The organism is Brasilonema sp. UFV-L1, from assembly GCF_012912105.1.
In the GTDB taxonomy this organism is placed as follows: Bacteria; Cyanobacteriota; Cyanobacteriia; order Cyanobacteriales; family Nostocaceae; genus Brasilonema.
Genome location: NZ_QMEA01000006.1, coordinates 48,684 through 64,255, shown reverse-complemented (window position 1 = coordinate 64,255; position 15,572 = coordinate 48,684). Strand labels below are relative to the sequence as shown.

15 protein-coding genes are annotated in these 15,572 nt (G+C 42.8%); 8 read left to right on the top strand and 7 right to left on the bottom strand.

The window, feature by feature from the left end; all coding sequences use genetic code 11:
- Positions 1–38: 38 nt before the first annotated feature.
- Positions 39–1,268 (top strand): nif11-class peptide radical SAM maturase 3, encoded by a 1,230-nt coding sequence (locus DP117_RS03515; protein ID WP_169216951.1) that lies wholly within the window; start codon positions 39–41, stop codon positions 1,266–1,268.
- A gap of 82 nt (positions 1,269–1,350) precedes the next feature.
- A complete protein-coding gene (locus tag DP117_RS03510) occupies positions 1,351–1,530 on the top strand; it encodes a hypothetical protein (protein WP_169216950.1) in 180 nt (59 codons plus the stop codon).
- A gap of 351 nt (positions 1,531–1,881) precedes the next feature.
- Here DP117_RS03510 and DP117_RS03505 read toward each other — a convergent pair whose 3' ends face one another.
- Positions 1,882–2,559: a GntR family transcriptional regulator gene (locus DP117_RS03505; RefSeq protein ID WP_169216949.1), complete on the bottom strand. Its 678-nt coding sequence runs from the start codon at positions 2,557–2,559 to the stop codon at positions 1,882–1,884.
- Positions 2,560–2,663: 104 nt separating this feature from the next.
- On the opposite strand from DP117_RS03505, the gene DP117_RS03500 reads away from it, so the two are divergent.
- Positions 2,664–4,289, top strand: a complete 1,626-nt coding sequence (locus tag DP117_RS03500) for a 2-isopropylmalate synthase (RefSeq protein ID WP_339381339.1) — start codon at positions 2,664–2,666, stop codon at positions 4,287–4,289.
- Positions 4,290–4,439: 150 nt separating this feature from the next.
- On the opposite strand, the gene DP117_RS03495 is transcribed toward DP117_RS03500, so the two are convergent.
- Positions 4,440–5,012: a carboxymuconolactone decarboxylase family protein gene (locus DP117_RS03495; RefSeq protein ID WP_169216947.1), complete on the bottom strand. Its 573-nt coding sequence runs from the start codon at positions 5,010–5,012 to the stop codon at positions 4,440–4,442.
- Between the two features lie 160 nt (positions 5,013–5,172).
- On the opposite strand from DP117_RS03495, the gene DP117_RS03490 reads away from it, so the two are divergent.
- Complete coding sequence (locus DP117_RS03490; protein ID WP_169216946.1) at positions 5,173–5,739, top strand: TetR/AcrR family transcriptional regulator; 567 nt, start codon at positions 5,173–5,175, stop codon at positions 5,737–5,739.
- Between the two features lie 88 nt (positions 5,740–5,827).
- On the opposite strand, the gene bla is transcribed toward DP117_RS03490, so the two are convergent.
- Complete coding sequence (gene bla / locus DP117_RS03485; RefSeq protein ID WP_169216945.1) at positions 5,828–6,976, bottom strand: class A beta-lactamase; 1,149 nt, start codon at positions 6,974–6,976, stop codon at positions 5,828–5,830.
- Between the two features lie 116 nt (positions 6,977–7,092).
- Between bla and DP117_RS03480 the strand changes: the two genes are divergently transcribed.
- Together DP117_RS03480 and DP117_RS03475 are read left to right on the top strand one after the other, a co-directional pair.
- Complete coding sequence (locus DP117_RS03480; RefSeq protein WP_169216944.1) at positions 7,093–7,971, top strand: AraC family transcriptional regulator; 879 nt, start codon at positions 7,093–7,095, stop codon at positions 7,969–7,971.
- Between the two features lie 95 nt (positions 7,972–8,066).
- Positions 8,067–8,924 carry an alpha/beta hydrolase gene (locus tag DP117_RS03475; RefSeq protein WP_248277512.1) on the top strand — a complete coding sequence of 286 codons (858 nt, stop codon included), beginning with the start codon at positions 8,067–8,069 and terminating at the stop codon, positions 8,922–8,924.
- A gap of 40 nt (positions 8,925–8,964) precedes the next feature.
- On the opposite strand, the gene DP117_RS03470 is transcribed toward DP117_RS03475, so the two are convergent.
- The 3 genes from DP117_RS03470 to DP117_RS36870 all read right to left on the bottom strand — a co-directional run bounded on the left by DP117_RS03470 (position 8,965) and on the right by DP117_RS36870 (position 11,271).
- Complete coding sequence (locus tag DP117_RS03470) at positions 8,965–9,450, bottom strand: DUF4174 domain-containing protein (RefSeq protein ID WP_169216943.1); 486 nt, start codon at positions 9,448–9,450, stop codon at positions 8,965–8,967.
- Positions 9,451–9,743: 293 nt separating this feature from the next.
- On the bottom strand, positions 9,744–10,370 hold the full coding sequence (locus DP117_RS03465) for a hypothetical protein (protein ID WP_169216942.1): 627 nt from the start codon (positions 10,368–10,370) through the stop codon (positions 9,744–9,746).
- A gap of 778 nt (positions 10,371–11,148) precedes the next feature.
- Positions 11,149–11,271, bottom strand: a complete 123-nt coding sequence (locus tag DP117_RS36870) for a hypothetical protein (protein ID WP_282440249.1) — start codon at positions 11,269–11,271, stop codon at positions 11,149–11,151.
- Between the two features lie 361 nt (positions 11,272–11,632).
- Between DP117_RS36870 and DP117_RS03455 the strand changes: the two genes are divergently transcribed.
- The gene (locus DP117_RS03455; protein WP_169216940.1) at positions 11,633–13,996 is read left to right on the top strand and encodes a caspase family protein; all 2,364 of its coding nucleotides are present in this window, start codon (positions 11,633–11,635) and stop codon (positions 13,994–13,996) included.
- Positions 13,997–14,118: 122 nt separating this feature from the next.
- Here the strand turns inward: DP117_RS03455 and DP117_RS03450 are convergent, their stop codons facing one another.
- Positions 14,119–14,469: an antibiotic biosynthesis monooxygenase gene (locus DP117_RS03450; protein WP_169216939.1), complete on the bottom strand. Its 351-nt coding sequence runs from the start codon at positions 14,467–14,469 to the stop codon at positions 14,119–14,121.
- 251 nt (positions 14,470–14,720) lie between these two features.
- Here DP117_RS03450 and DP117_RS03445 point away from each other — a divergent pair, with 251 nt between their 5' ends.
- Positions 14,721–15,506 (top strand): class II aldolase/adducin family protein, encoded by a 786-nt coding sequence (locus tag DP117_RS03445; RefSeq protein ID WP_169216938.1) that lies wholly within the window; start codon positions 14,721–14,723, stop codon positions 15,504–15,506.
- Positions 15,507–15,572 lie beyond the last annotated feature (66 nt).

The following is a 15,572-nucleotide window of genomic DNA, read 5'->3' as shown; positions in this document are numbered from 1 at the left end:
TCTGTCCCGATCTGAATAAATTAGCCCAGAGTATTTCAATGACATATCGCAGAGTTAGTTATGCGGTTTGGGAAATAACGCTGAAATGCAATTTAGCTTGTCAGCATTGCGGTTCTCGTACTGGTCAGACAAGGGCGAAAGAACTTTCTACAAAAGAAGCCCTTGATTTAGTTAGACAAATGGCAGAAGTTGGGATTACAGAAGTCACCATAATTGGGGGTGAAGCTTTTGTGCGTCCTGATTGGCTGGAAATTGCCTCTGCTATTACCAATGCTGGAATGCTTTGTGGGATGACTACTGGTGGTTATGGTATCACTCTGGATACAGCACGCCGGATGAAAGAAGCTGGGATTAGAGTCGTTTCTGTTTCGGTTGATGGGTTGGAAGCCACTCATGACCGTCTCCGGGGTAGAAAAGGCTCTTGGCAATGGGCATTTAAGACCATGAGCTATCTTAAGGAAGTCGGTATTCCCTTTGGCTGCAACACTCAAATCAATCGCTTATCTGCACCGGAATTTCCCCAAATCTACGAATGTATCCGCGATGCTGGCGTTTTTGCTTGGCAGATTCAGTTAACAGTCCCAATGGGAAATGCAGCGGATAATAGCGAGATTCTGCTGCAACCTTATGAACTGCTAGATGTCTACCCAATGATAGCTCGTGTTGCCCAAAGGGCTAAGCAAGAAGGTGTGCAGGTGCAGCCAGGAAACAATATCGGCTATTACGGTCCCTACGAACGACTGCTACGGGGAGGACATGCTTGGGCTTTCTGGCAAGGATGCAACGCGGGACTGTCTACTTTGGGCATTGAAGCGGATGGTGCCATCAAAGGTTGTCCTTCACTGCCTACTTCAGCATACACCGGAGGAAACATCCGCGACCACTCACTCCGAACAATCATCGAACAAACAGAAGAATTACGATTTAATCTCGGAGCTGATACTCCTAAAGGGACAGAACATCTTTGGGGTTTCTGTAAAAGTTGTGAATTTGCTGAACTCTGTCGTGGTGGTTGCTCTTGGACTGCTCATGTTTTCTTTGATAAAAGAGGTAATAATCCTTATTGTCATCACCGTGCTCTCACGCAAGCAAAACGCGATGTTCGTGAGCGGGTTTTTCTCAAGCACCAAGCGGAGGGAAACCCGTTTGATAATGGTGAATTTGCTCTGATTGAGGAAGCAATTGATGCTCCTTTGCCAACAAATGATCCACTTCAGTTTAGTAGCGATCGCATTCAATGGTCAGAAAGTTGGCAACAAGAGCCATAAGCAATTCAAAATTCGCTGCCTACGGCACGCTACTAACACATTCAAAGTTCAAAATAAAGAAAACTAAATCTCCACTGATTCTATGCCTGAAGAAAATACGACTATTTCTGAGTTCCAGACTCAGGTAGACTCTCAAGCACCTCTGTTACCTCGTTCGGCTTGGAGTCATCAGGTGGCTTATTTACGAGTTGTTTTTAGAGCGAAGAAGGCTTTAGACCGAATAGAGAAGGAAGCAGGTGTTGTAAATGTGTTGAAAAGTTAAAAACGAATGGACGACTGTCAAAAATAGCCCAAAGATCACTCGTGGCTAAGTCAATCTCGTTTAGCTTGCTCTGTGAAAGGTGATTTATAAAGTAAATCTTAACAAACCTGATTGCAGAACTGCAAACCAATTCCCATACAAATAACTAGGTATCTGGGCGTTGCTGATTTGAAGTATGAATCTAGTTTTGTCATGCTGAATGTAGCGAAGCGAAATGAAGCATCTGCAGAGATTCTATGTCTTTGGGACACGCTGCGCTAACGCTTCACTTCGTTACGTATGCCCTCCGGGCACGCTGCGCTAACAGAATGACAATTCATACGCTGATTCAGCAACGCCGGTATCTGAAGTTTAATTTCGGTAAACGTTTTGTTGTAAGTATGCAACTAGTTGTTCTCCTGCTGTATCAATGTGTTTTTTGAGTAACCTAACAGCAGCTTTCGTATCGTGCTGTTGACAAGCCTCCAATAATTGATAATGTTCTTTCTGGGAACGCTCTGAGTAATCCATCTGACTCATCTGAAGACGGACATAACGGTCAACATTTAGGTGTAGAGTTTTAATCATCGTCAGTAGTCGAGGACGTTGTGCAGTTTCATAAAGCGTTTCATGAAATTCCCAGTTCAGTCTCGCAAGCAAACCTGCGTCAGTTGTCTGGTCTGTCTTTTCTAAAATGATAGTGGCTTTTTCTAAATCTGATGCGGTTAGCTTGGGAATTGCCAGTTGGATTGCTTTGACTTCTAACGCACTCCTAATCTCGAAGATTTCTTGTGCTTCTGTTGGAGAAAGTGATGATACCATTGCTCCGCGATTGAGATGAAGTGTCACCAATCCTTCTGCTTCAAGCTGACGTAAAGCTTCCCGCACAGGAATGCGACTCACTCCAAACTGAGTGGCAATTTCATCTTGTCTTAGAGATTGTCCTTCCTGAAAAATTCCCTCCACAATTGCTTTTCGCAAAGCGTCTGCAATCAAATCTGGGGTACTGCGTTGTTGCAGCAAATTGGCTGCTAGGTCATTTAAGTTCATAATTTATGCAGTTCATATTTTATATTGTATACAATTTTGTGTATACAATATTCAAAAGATGTCTAACAATCCCTCTATTGATACCACGGGAGACAGTGATGAGCATTCAACCTCAACCAGACCGAGTGATTATCTTTGATACAACGCTACGAGATGGTGAACAGTCGCCAGGCGCAACGCTGCTGGTGGAAGAGAAACTGGCGATCGCTCATCAACTGTCTCTACTAGGTGTTGATGTGATTGAAGCCGGATTTGCCGTAGCCAGTCGTGGAGATTTTGAAGCTGTTAGAACAATAGCTCAAGAAGTCGGCGTATTGGGTGGACCTATCATTTGTTCTTTAGCAAGAGCAATTCGGCAAGATATTCAAGCTGCTGCTGAAGCATTGAAACCGGCTGCTCATCCGAGAATTCATACTTTCATTTCCACTTCAGATATTCACCTGAAGTACCAGTTGAAAAAGTCTCGGAGTGAAGTTGTGGCGATCGCCCAAGAAATGGTAGCCTATGCCAAGTCTTTTGTAGAGGATGTGGAATTCTCACCGATGGATGCAAGCCGCACTGATCCAGAATTCCTCTACCAAATTTTAGAACAAGTGATTGCTGCAGGTGCAACCACCATCAACATTCCTGACACCGTCGGCTACTGCACCCCCAAAGACATGGCGGCACTCATTCAAGGTGTGCAAGAAAATGTTCCTAATATTGATCAAGTCATTCTTTCGGTTCACACCCAAAACGATTTGGGTTTGGCGACAGCGAACGCCTTGACAGCAATTGAAAATGGTGTGCGTCAGGTGGAGTGTACGGTGAATGGAATTGGTGAACGAGCCGGAAATGCAGCGCTGGAAGAGATTGTCATGGCATTGCAAGTTCGCAAATCTCATTTTAATCCTTACTTTGGTCGTTCGGTTGATGAGGATACACCTTTGACAAAAATTAAGACGCAAGAGATTTACAAAACATCTTGCTTGGTTTCGCAATTCACAGGAATTGTGGTTCAGCCAAATAAAGCCATTGTCGGAGCAAATGCTTTTGCTCATGAATCTGGAATTCACCAAGATGGAATTCTCAAACATCGGCAGACCTATGAGATTATGGAAGCTGCTGATATTGGTCTTTCTGAAAACAGGATTATTTTGGGCAAGCACTCTGGAAGGAATGCTTTCCGAAGCAGGCTTCAGGAATTGGGGTTTGAGTTGAGTGAGGCAGATTTGAATAAAGCCTTTATGCGGTTCAAAGAAATTGCCGATAAGAAAAAGGAAATGTCTGATTGGGATTTAGAGGCGATCGTTCGGGACGAAACGCAAATTCAAGTAGACAAAGGCTTTCAACTTGAACATGTCCAAGTAACTTGTGGAGATTGCACCTGTCCAACTGCAACTATTACAATCGTGACTCCCGATGGACAAATCCTCACGGATGCAGCTGTAGGGGTAGGTCCGGTGGATGCGGTGTATAAAGCAATTAATCGACTAGTGAAGATTCCCAATCAATTAATTGACTTTTCTATCATGTCTGTCACTGGAGGAATTGATGCGCTGGGAACCGTTACAGTTCGGATGGGGCATCAAGGACGTATTTTCTCTGGACAAGCTTCCGATACTGACATTGTGGTTGCATCGGCTTACGCTTATATGAATGCGATGAATCGCTTCTATCGTTACTTGCAAAGGCAGACACAGAAGTCCCATGCTTCAGGTTCTGCTTCAGTTGTTAATTTTCTAGTTTAATTTCTTCGCGTCCTCATCCTCCACTATAATGGTACTCCGTTTAGTGGCGGGATATAAGGCGGGCGGCGACGATTGCATCTTTGTCTTTTAGGCGTCTGCGCTCCGCCGTGATTTTCACATAACTACTTAGTTGATGCGAATGCGATCGCCTTATTGTGATGTATTCACGTCAACGGTGGGTTTCGACCAAGCGTAGCGCTCAAACGCGTTATCGAGTGGCGTTTGGGCAATGTGATTAGTGTAGTTGTGAATGACTTTCACAGCGATACCAAGAATGACTTCTAGAACCTGCTGCTTTGTGTAACCAGCCTTCAAAAAGGTCTCAATTTCATCATCAGTAACCCAACCACGAGTTTGCACCATTTGCTGTGTAAAGTGACGAAGTGCTTGTAGTTTTGGGTTTTGCAGAGGTTCACCATTTCGCACAGCATTTATATCCTCGGTTGACAAACCAACCTTTTTTGCCAAACCTGAGTGTGCTGCCATGCAGTAGTGGCACTCATTTTCATAATTAACTGCTAGGTATACTACCTGTTGTTCGAGTAGAGTGAAGCTGGTTGTGCTGAAAAGATCCCACAGAGCCATACTACCCTTCAAGAGTGCAGGTGCAAGAGCGCATATACCCTCTAGGTTGGGAATGAAGCCAAATGTTTCCTTGGCATGGTGCAGAGATTCTTTGGACTCTTCAGGGGCGGTTTGGGGAGTGTAAATAGTGAATTCCATTATGCTATATCTTTTACAGTATTGACAAAAGCAGAATTGTGTGTACAAAAACCGGAACATTTACGCTCATTACACACTTGTTGCTGAGTAGACAAGTTTGTCTACATTTAGTAGAATACTTTAAGTAGACAAGTTTGTCTACAGCCGAGAAAACTAAAATATGACATCAAATACCAACAACATTTATGATCGCATCCTAGAAACTGCCTCCCAGCTTTTCTACCAGAAGGGGATTCAGCACGTTGGGATTAACGAAGTGATTGCTGCTTCAGACGTTGCAAAACGGACATTCTACAAATACTTCCCCTCAAAAGACCAACTCATTTTGGAAGTCATGCGCTATCGCGAAAAGCAATGGTTGAAGTGGTTTCACAAAGCTGTTGAGGAGCGAGGACAAACAGCTAAAGAAAAACTACTCGCAATATTTGATGTGCTTGGAGAGTGGTATGCTCAACCAGACTTTCGAGGATGCCCATTCATTAATGCAGTTCTTGAAATAGCAGATGCAAATCATCCGGCTCATCATGTTTCCGTATCGTTGCGTGAGGCAATTCGCACTCATGTTATGCAACTAGCAATAGAAGCAGGGGTTCGTCATCCAGAAGCATTCTCTCAGCAGTACTTACTGTTAATTGGTGGTGCCAGTCTGATGGCAACGATTGAAGGAACTCCAGCAGGTGCAAACTATGCCCGTCATGCTTTATCGATCCTCATTAATGAGAGTTAGTCTCTGTAAGAATTGCCTCTAATTTAAATCAAATTTAAATATGACGTTAAACATGACGAATGTTTCCCCTGCTATTTTCAACTGAGGTTTATTGCATCGCCTTTACCACTGCTGAGGCGATGTCGGACATAACTTTCTCGCGCTCTTCCAGAGGAGCTTTTGAACCGGCTATAAATACGGCGATCGCCACCCGCTTCCCATCCGGCGAACTAGCGATTCCAACGTCATTTGTTGCAGTATTTATCCCGAGAACATCTGCACCCGTACCAGTCTTGTGTGCGATCGACCAATTTTCAGGTAGTCCTGCTTTTAGACGCTTCTCTCCTGTTGGAGAATCGGTCATGATCTTTAGCAACAAAGCGGTAGAGTTCTCGGACAATAGCTGATTCGATTGTAACCTTGCCAAAAGGTCAACCATAGCTTCAGGAGTTGCAGTATCCCGTGAGTCGCGAAGGTACCTTTGGAGAGCAGCTTTCTGATCGCGATCTGGAATCTTCTCCACAGCTTCCTTGTATTTTTGTTCGTCAGCTAATTCAGGTTGAAAGTTTTTGAGTCCCACACTCTCCGGCTGCAGCTGCTGTTCTAATCGGTCAACGCGAATGTTGCGAATTTGCAGATCGCGTAAGATAGCAGTGACTTTTTGAGGTCCACCAAGCAATCGTACCAAAGCGTCAGCTGCAGTATTATCACTTATTCCCACAGAGCGTTCTAGAACGTTTCGGAGTGGTAACTGTACTCTATCACCTTTGAATTCCTTGACGATAGGACTCCATCCAGGAGCAACGTCTTGACGCATAATGGTGACTAATTGCTTAAACGAAATCTTGCCCTCGTCTAGTCGTTTTAAGACGGCTATGGCAGAAGGAAGCTTATACACACTTTGCATGGGAAAGCGCTGCTTACCATTGAGAAACCAGCTTTGACCGCTATTAAGATCCAAAACCCCAATACCAACTTTACCTTGAGCGGCTGAAACATCGAGAGTTTTTAACCGTTCTTGAAATACTGAAGTGTTGGGCTGCGCCGCAGTGACAACAGCGCTGACTTTCATCATTCCATCTGCAAGCGGTGCGGTTTGATGAATTTGTTGCTCAAGTTGCTGTGAGGATAACTCAGTGATGCTTGGAGATAAAGCCCTTAGAGATGATTCTTGTGCTTTGACTGGAAGCAAAATAAACGAAAGCAAAATAACTGCTCCAAACGAAAGCCAAAAACGACGTATAAAAACTGAAAACATCTGCCGTTTAATTTCTAGGTGTGAATATTTGTTCTACCGTATTATCGACTTTCTTGATGTCTGTTCTGTTTCTGGTAAAAACTTTAGTATTTATAATACTTGCCTCAAATTGAAATATGACGTTAGATCTGACAAGCTTAGAGGACTTGTCCCAAATTCTTCCTCACCCACCATTGTTGACTAGCAAACAAGCTGACTGGAACAATATTTTTCTAGCTTATTACCAGCATCCTGGCTCAGAAACTGGTGAACACGTGATGCAACAGCATGCGTTGGAAATCATCGATACTAATTCATGGTCACATCATGAGCGTCGTATGGATGGAAAATATTTATCATCCAGAATTGGTGGTGGTGAAATTTGTCTGTGTCCAGCGAATACCAGTCACTGGACAAGCTGGGAACAAACAAGTCACTTTACAATACTGGTGATTGATCCAAAGTTTCTTGAACAGCTAGCTTATGAAGCGCTAAGTTGCAATCAACTCGAACTTGTTCCCAGATGGCAAATTTTCGACCCAGTTATTCAAACCATAGTCAATGCGCTCAAAGCAGATTTAGAAGCTGGGTGTCCAGCAGGGCGGCTATACGGTGAATCTTTTGGTACAGCCCTTGCCATGCATCTGCTCAAAAACTTCTCGATATTACAGCCAAATATTCCGACATATTCTCATGGCTTACCGAAATTCAAACTGAAGCAAGTGCTGGATTTCATCGAAGCTCATTTAGAAGAAGATATTCAACTAGAGGATTTGGCGAACAATGTGGGAATGAGTTCTTTCTACTTCTGTCGTTTGTTCAAACAATCCATGCATATGACACCACATCAATACGTGATTCAGCGGCGAGTGGAACTAGCAAAGCGGTTACTCAAACAATCAGATTTAGGTATTGCAAATGTGGCACTTTTATGCGGGTTTGCTCATCAAAGTCATCTCAGTCGGCATTTCAGACGCTTGGTAGGTATGTCTCCTAAAGCGTTTCGGAGTCAGTAGCAAGAATATGCTTTTAATTGCAAGAATGTGCGCGACTCACTCTCGTTGGTATAGGTAATGTGAGGGTATCCAAACACCTATAATCCAACAGAAAAATGATGTACGATACTCTTGGCGCAAAAACGATAGAACTTAATGGCGCTCGATACTATGTGAGAGATTCGGGTTCAGGGAAAGACAGCATTCTTTTGCTTCATGGTTGGCCAGATGACAGCACAGTGTGGCGGAATCAAGTTTTGGTTTTGCTGGAAGCTGGATACCGCGTTATCTGTCCCGATTTACTCGGTTACGGACTTAGCGACAAGCCACAAGATGTTGAACGATATACGTTTTCCGCCTTGGTCAATGATATGGTTAGTCTGCTCAACTGTCTTGGGTTAGAAAAGGTTCATTGTATCGCACACGACTATGGTGCCGTTATAGGCTGGGATTTTGCGACAGTGTACCCGAACCGTCTGAAGACTTTTGTTGCTATGTCAGTTGGGCACCTGGCATCATTGCTGGATATATCCTTTGATGTCCTGCGTTATCAGTGGTATCTCTTTCTTAACATCCATAAGGTTGCACCTCAGCTTTATCGCGCCAGCAATGGTCGTTTATTGCGCGAAGTCCTCCGAACTCACCCGGATAGGGAGCAGATTGTCAACCGTGTCTTGGAACTCGGTGTATTTGAAAGTATGGGGAAATTGGAACAAGCAAACCCATTTCCTGAAATTCTGCTCGCAGCCCTTCAAGGAGAATTGCCTAAACCACTCCCCGTGACTGTTCCTACCTTGGGTATCTGGAGTACCAAAGACGATTTTCTTTGGGAATCGCACATGAAGGACTCTGGCAAATACGTAACAGCCGAGTGGTGTTACGAACAGCTCGAAGGAGCAGGACATTGGTTTATGCTAGAACAACCGCAAACGACTAATCATCTACTCCTCAATTGGTTGCTCAAACACCCGTGACGTCGTGGTAGATTTGCGTGCGTCTTGTCAAATTCTCTCCTTATTTGCTTCGTTCTCGCATTTCCTGTCTTCGCATGGGCATAGCATCAATTTCGTCAAAAATAGCTTTCGCTTGCACAGGAGTTGTCTCACGACGCTTGACACCACCGTCTTTACCCACCAAGACAACGCAAAAATCTTGGTTGCTGACTTTGAGATCATCGCGCAACCCAGCAGCCGCCGCAGAATCTATTTGCTCTGTGTTTGCAAAACTTTTGCCATTTGCAACAACTTGAACAAGAACTAAATCCCGGTCACGAAAACTTGATTTATACTTTTCAAACAGTTGCATCTGCTGTTGATAAGCAGGATGGCTACTAGAGGGAGCAAACACTAGTAGCACGCGATTTTTCCATTTTTGAGAACTCAGGTTAAAAGAGGACATTTTAGGAGCGTGATTGGTTGAAGCATGAGCACGACCAAATATATTTGCTGGCAGTAGTAAAAGCAATGCCAGGAAGGGGACTATGAGTGCTGATTTATTCAATGTGGAACATCTCCTTGCACGCTATGAATATTTGGTTTATACCAATTCTCTGTGATAGCTTGCCCGTAAAGTGCCATAGCTGCATATTATTTTTACCCCTCCTAACCTCCCCGATGCGTTGGGGAGGGCAGTTAACGGCGGTGGGGTTCTTTCTATGCATCTTCATATGGAAACGGTATTACACCCACAATATTTTTATTACGCTATCATCTACTTTCTTGATGTCTCCTCTATTTGGTGGTAGAGACTTTGGTATGATTTAGTTGGGTTGAGAATATTGCATTTAACGAAGTTCACTTTTCTCGAATCCATAATGCTAGCCCACCACCACGACCACGAGCTGCAATGAAGTCCTCTTTTACTAAAAAGAATGCAAAGAAAGGTAGCTTACTGACAGATTGACTATAAAAATTCTCCGCTTGAGCTTTACCGCCTCGAATCGAACCGTTATAAATCACACGACCAAACAAACTGATTTGCATCTGAATAAAGTCAAACGCCAATAAGTTTTTCTTCCCTAAATATTGTGCTGGACCTTTGAGCTGTAATACAATAGGACCAATTTGAACAGAATTGCCAATCTCCTCTCTATTTGGAGTTTCATCTACACCTTGTGTGGTATTGAAGGAGATACGAGTTGGAACCAACTTCGGCACATAAAAACCTTTTCCCAACACAATCCCTGCTTTATTTCTGACTTTTTTGGTTCCAGTGGCAAAGCATAGCCGCCATCGACCTACCAAAGACTCAAAAGGATACGTCAGTCGTTGCTGTTTAGCAGCTTTTTCTGCTTGCAGCAAAGCATTGACGACAATTTCAGCACTAGGGCGATTCTTCTTCTGTCCTTGATAGGCAGTTGCAGCGAGTGAGAGTACGGTGACAAAATCAGGTGAGGCGTGTAATTGTAAATCGGCTGTCATGAGGGTATTCCAGATTTTGCAACTTTAATACTATCGCACCTTGTTGCACTTCTTAACATAGGTAAGACTTAGGCAAAAGTTACCCGGTTTCTACCAAAAATCGTCTGTTTCGCAAGCAAATACGAACGAAGAAACCGGGTTTCTAGCAGATGGTGCGTAAGTTCTAATGGGTATAGGGCATTAAACATCTCCAAAGATCCTTAAAATAGCTCTATTGCGGAGAATTTCCCATGCTATTTGAAATTTTTAAAAATCGTAAATCCACTAAATTCCTACCCATCGCTACCCATTACTAGTCATTTTTGATTTTCTTCTATCATTTTAGAAATTCTTCCTGTTGAAGCTTAAGGGACTATGGAAGTTAAGTAGGTAGACAAAGTTAAGCGTAAAATGCAAACCCTAGAAACCCGTAAGCGCAAGCCGCCCCCGCAAGGGGTATGAACAAGCGTCCAAAGGACATACCTGAAGGGTAAAATTTTTCATCCGGACTGCCTTCTACTTAGAATCATCCATATAACTGAAAATGAGATCGAATTTTTGAGGATCAATATTGACTACCAAATCTTCTTTATAGTATTCTTGTACTATAAAGAAGCGATCAAGCAGTACAACAAGTAAAGTTTTATACTTTAAATTTCTACTTTGTTAATTCTATTGACAAAGTATCTAATCAAAATCCTCAAGGTAGTGTTGATAGGATATTGCTCAAAGCGCTGCTCATCTGGAGCATTGCGCCTTTGGGGTGGGTGTTTCATGCAATAGCAAAGAGTACCCAGATTTAGGCGATCGCCTTTATATGGGGTGTGTGGTTAATCATTTGTTGGTTAGCACAAAAAGACTTAAGAGTCCTGCTTATCCTCTTGTCTATTTCTTCACCAATAGGTTCTGACGAAACTTTCATGTGAGTGCTCCACATCATTGCACAAGCACCTAGATGAGTGCAGATTATACAAAGGATTCTCGCAATAAAATTATGCTCCTTGTCATCGCTAATTGCTAAAGAAAGCAGCAATTAGCGATTTTCTTTTGTGTATAAATAGTGATTGAGCATGAGTAAAATAAAACTTTTAAATCAGCATTGGTAAGAGTATTTCAGTTCGGAAAATGGAGACTTGGGCTTGTAGATAAATTTGTGGCTAAGCACTCCTAAAATGGAAGTGGAAGCCAATAGCAAAAAGCTCTAAATATTAAGTCGCCAGTCAGGCAAATTTGATGATAATAATTGAAGCAGCGCAGGTTATGTGGCAGCATGGGAGTTGACAATGGCGAAAGTAGCATTGCTGGTTGGGGTCAGTGAGTATGAGCCAGGTTTGAACCCTTTGCCTGCGGCTGTTAAAGATGTCGAGGCTATACAACAAGTTTTGCTACATACAGACATAGGTGGTTTTGTACAAGCAGATGTGACGCTGCTCACAAATCCTGCCAGACAGCAAATGGAGGAAGCAATTGAGAATCTATTTGCTGGGCGTCATAGAGATGACTTAGTGCTGTTTTTCTTCTCAGGTCATGGCATAAAGGATGATACAGGTAGACTTTACCTAGCAACTCACAAAACTCGCAAAAATCCTCAAGGAGATTTAATCCGCTCAAGCGCAGTTTCAGCCAGCTTCGTTCAAGAAAGTATGAGTAGAAGCCGTTCTCGGCGACAAGTAGTGATTTTAGATTGTTGCTTTAGTGGTGCTTTTGCTCAGGGGTTATTAGTTAGAGATGATGGCACTGTTAACATTCAGGAGCAACTAGGTGGTGAGGGAAGGGCAATCCTGACTTCATCTTCATCGACGCAGTACTCCTTTGAGCAGGAGGGTTCAGAATTATCAATTTACACCCGTTATCTGGTTGAGGGAATTCAAACTGGTGTAGCAGATTTAGATGAAGATGGGTTCATATCCATTGATGAGTTGCATGAATATGCCAAAAAGAAGGTAAGAGACATTCAACCATTAATGAAGCCAGAGATTTATGCCATTAGAGAAGGATTCAAGATTCGACTCACAAAAGTTCCTCTCATCGATCCAAAGCAGAAATATCGTAAAGAGGTGGCACGGTACATTGATCGTGGAGAAATTTCTTTTGTAGGGCGCAATATTTTAGATCTTGTGAGAAATCGTTTCGGACTTTCTGTGGCAGAGGCGACGGCAATTGAAAACGAGATTCTAGAACCTTACCGAAAACAGTTCAGAGAAAAACTAAAACAGTATGAACAAGTATTTACAGAGCTAATTAAGAAAAAACTAATCATCAGTGAGATTGACCGCCAACACTTGCGACATTTTCAGCAAAGTCTGCACCTAAATGATGAAGATACAGCATCTATCGAAAAACAAGTGACTGCGGTGATTGAAGCTTACAGAAAAAACTTGCAGTGGTACGAACAAGAATTTTCAAAGGCTGTACGGCAGGAATATCCTCTTAGTGCATCAACAAGCAATCAACTACAGCAGATGCAGCAACAATTACAACTTGCTGATGAAGATATTTCTTTCATTCAAACCCGCGTTACTGCTGAGGTAGGAGCATATAAGCAGAAATTACAGCAGTATGAAAATCTATTTCTAAGTGCTATTCAAAAAAAATATCCTTTTAGTGAGGCAAAGCGTCAAGAACTGCAAGAGCAACAGGGGTTTTTAGGACTTACTCATGAGGATGTTGCTCCAATTGAAGCACGCATTACTGCTCAGATAGAGGAGCACCAGCAAAAATTGCGACAGTATGAGCAAGTACTGAACAATGAAATTGAACGTGCGTACCCGATGAGTGACAGAACTCGCGAAGAATTGCGACGGTTTCAGTATACTTTGGAACTGAGTGATGAGGATATTGTGCTGATTGAGAAACGAGTCTTTGAAAACCGACGAGTTGTTCAACCAATAGCAAATAACTTATCTGCTAATTCCACATTGCCCCATAAACAAAATCCGCAGCCAGTTCAGGAGGAAACAACTCAAAATGGTCAAGGAGTAAAGCCTAAATCTGTACCTTCAACAACTACCAAATCATCAGATTCAACTAAAAGTTGGTTGACAACTTTGCGAACACTAAAGCAACTGTTTGTAATTCCGCTGCTATTGGTTGTCGTCAGCCTTTTGTTGGGATACCTATGGCATCAAGGGTCGCTTCCGATCAAGAAATTAACAAATTCTTCACCAAGAATCATTCCCTCGGAGGGGATACCATTGGTAGCACCACCTATCAAAAGTGGTTCTCAGGATGGTTCGGACAAATCTGCTGCAAATGCAGCACAAGTGATTCAGACGACGAGCGAAATCGAATTCATCAAAACAACCTCGCCCCCAACCGGAGTGATTGCTCCAAAAGGTAGTGTTTTGCAAATTCTTTCCAGGTCAGAGAAAATAGAGAAAGACAGTTGGATATATCTGCGAGTCTGCTCTATTGGGCAAGCAAGTCCATCAAACTCACAATCAACTTCTTCCACCGCAAACAAACCTGTAGTCAGCCTAGGAGATGAAGTCAAAATTTTATCCTCTAAATTCAAATCATTGAAAGTTCCCAAAGCGAAACCCGAAGTTGTGAGCCAATGTCAGCCATCAAAACAGACTTCTATTTCTTCTCCTGCGGTGAAAGAATCAGCAGCTGAGTCAAAGCCAAAGTCTGTCCCCCCACAGTAATCAGTCGTAGGCGGCGATGCCAACGTTAGCAAATAGCACAAAGAAAAATTGAATCACTTCACAGGTGTGTCCATGCTTTTACTTTACCTAAAATGATGCCCCTTGTTGACACCGCCATTATTCTACGATTCGTCGATATTCAAATCCTGAGTCACTGCTGGTTCAATTTCACAAACAACCTCATAAAAAGAAGTCGTGGGTGTCTTAGTAAACAGAGGCGTCATCTCTTTCAAGATCTGTTCATAAGCCTCACTGTGGTTTTCTTCCATATCTCCCACATTTTCCCAAAAAATAACAGCAATTCCTTTATCACTTCCTGGCTCTTGCAGTAGATATGCTCCTTTGAAACCTTGAGTATAAGTAGAGACAGCTTGCTCATAAAGTCTTTTGGCTTCTTCAAATTTACCTGGTTTGAATTCTCCAATTGCAACGTAGGCAAATTGATGTTTTAAGAAGTCATGAAAATCTGACATTTTTTGCTCCTTAAATAAGGCTGTTGAGGAAGTGTATATGTTCCTCATTATCTAAAGGAAATATATTTCATTTTGTGATTTCTTTTTGCAAAAGTCGTAAACCAGCAATATTTTGGCAAGAAAAGGTTTTTTTTACGATATTTTGAGGAGATTATAATTTGATTATATTCAATGTATAATTTTACGAAAGTTTAAGTATTTTTGAAAATTCGGTAGCTAAATTTCCATTAAGTTGATACTGAGATAAAATTATGCTCACAGTAGACCCCTCAAAATTATCAAAAGCGGAACTTCCCCATCCACCCAAGTTTGAGCGTGTGGAAGATGAGCGTCTTCATCGTAAGCAGCGTTTGGCTGCTGCCTTTCGTTTGTTTGCTCGTTACGGTTTTGATGAAGGTGTTGCTGGACACATCACTGCTCGTGACCCTGAGTTCCATGACCACTTTTGGGTTAATCCTTTTGGGATGTACTTTGGTCACATCCGAGTTTCAGACCTGATACTGGTTAACCATAAAGGTGAGGTCGTTGAAGGTGACAAGCCAATAAACCCTGCTGCTTTTGCTATACACTCCCAAATTCACCAAGCGCGACCAGATGTAGTAGCGGCTGCTCACACACATTCCCTGTATGGCAAAACCTGGTCAACCTTGGGACGTCTTCTCGATCCGCTGACTCAAGATGCTTGCGCTTTCTATGAAGACCACGCTTTGTTTGAGGACTATACTGGGGTCGTACTGGATTTGGAAGAAAGTCAGCGTATTGCCAATACTCTGGGACAAAAGAAAGCGGCGATTCTTCGCAATCACGGCTTACTGAGTGTTGGTCATTCAGTGGATGAGGCAGCATGGTGGTTTATCACAATGGATCGCTGTTGTCAATCACAGTTGATGGCCCAAGCAGCAGGAAAGCCGGTGCTGATTAACCCTGATACTGCTAGTTTAACTTATCGCCAAGTTGGATCAGATTTCATGGGTTGGTTCAATTTCCAGTCACTGTATGACATGATTGTCCGTCAGCAACCTGACTTGCTGGACTGATTGACGTTCCCACGGTCTATTTCTCAGTCAAATTCTATCCCCGCGCTTTTGTTTTCTCCTAGGCGC

Bases quoted from the DNA above. Each gene is read 5' to 3' on its own strand.
- bla (WP_169216945.1), bottom strand. From the start codon at position 6,976: ATGTTTTCAGTTTTTATACGTCGTTTTTGGCTTTCGTTTGGAGCAGTT.
- DP117_RS03465 (WP_169216942.1), bottom strand. From the start codon at position 10,370: ATGACAGCCGATTTACAATTACACGCCTCACCTGATTTTGTCACCGTA.
- DP117_RS36870 (WP_282440249.1), bottom strand. From the start codon at position 11,271: ATGAAAGTTTCGTCAGAACCTATTGGTGAAGAAATAGACAAGAGGATA.
- DP117_RS03445 (WP_169216938.1), top strand. From the start codon at position 14,721: ATGCTCACAGTAGACCCCTCAAAATTATCAAAAGCGGAACTTCCCCAT.
- DP117_RS03480 (WP_169216944.1), top strand. From the start codon at position 7,093: ATGACGTTAGATCTGACAAGCTTAGAGGACTTGTCCCAAATTCTTCCT.
- DP117_RS03475 (WP_248277512.1), top strand. From the start codon at position 8,067: ATGATGTACGATACTCTTGGCGCAAAAACGATAGAACTTAATGGCGCT.
- DP117_RS03450 (WP_169216939.1), bottom strand. From the start codon at position 14,469: ATGTCAGATTTTCATGACTTCTTAAAACATCAATTTGCCTACGTTGCA.
- DP117_RS03495 (WP_169216947.1), bottom strand. From the start codon at position 5,012: ATGGAATTCACTATTTACACTCCCCAAACCGCCCCTGAAGAGTCCAAA.
- DP117_RS03515 (WP_169216951.1), top strand. From the start codon at position 39: ATGACATATCGCAGAGTTAGTTATGCGGTTTGGGAAATAACGCTGAAA.
- DP117_RS03510 (WP_169216950.1), top strand. From the start codon at position 1,351: ATGCCTGAAGAAAATACGACTATTTCTGAGTTCCAGACTCAGGTAGAC.
- DP117_RS03455 (WP_169216940.1), top strand. From the start codon at position 11,633: ATGGCGAAAGTAGCATTGCTGGTTGGGGTCAGTGAGTATGAGCCAGGT.
- DP117_RS03490 (WP_169216946.1), top strand. From the start codon at position 5,173: ATGACATCAAATACCAACAACATTTATGATCGCATCCTAGAAACTGCC.
- DP117_RS03505 (WP_169216949.1), bottom strand. From the start codon at position 2,559: ATGAACTTAAATGACCTAGCAGCCAATTTGCTGCAACAACGCAGTACC.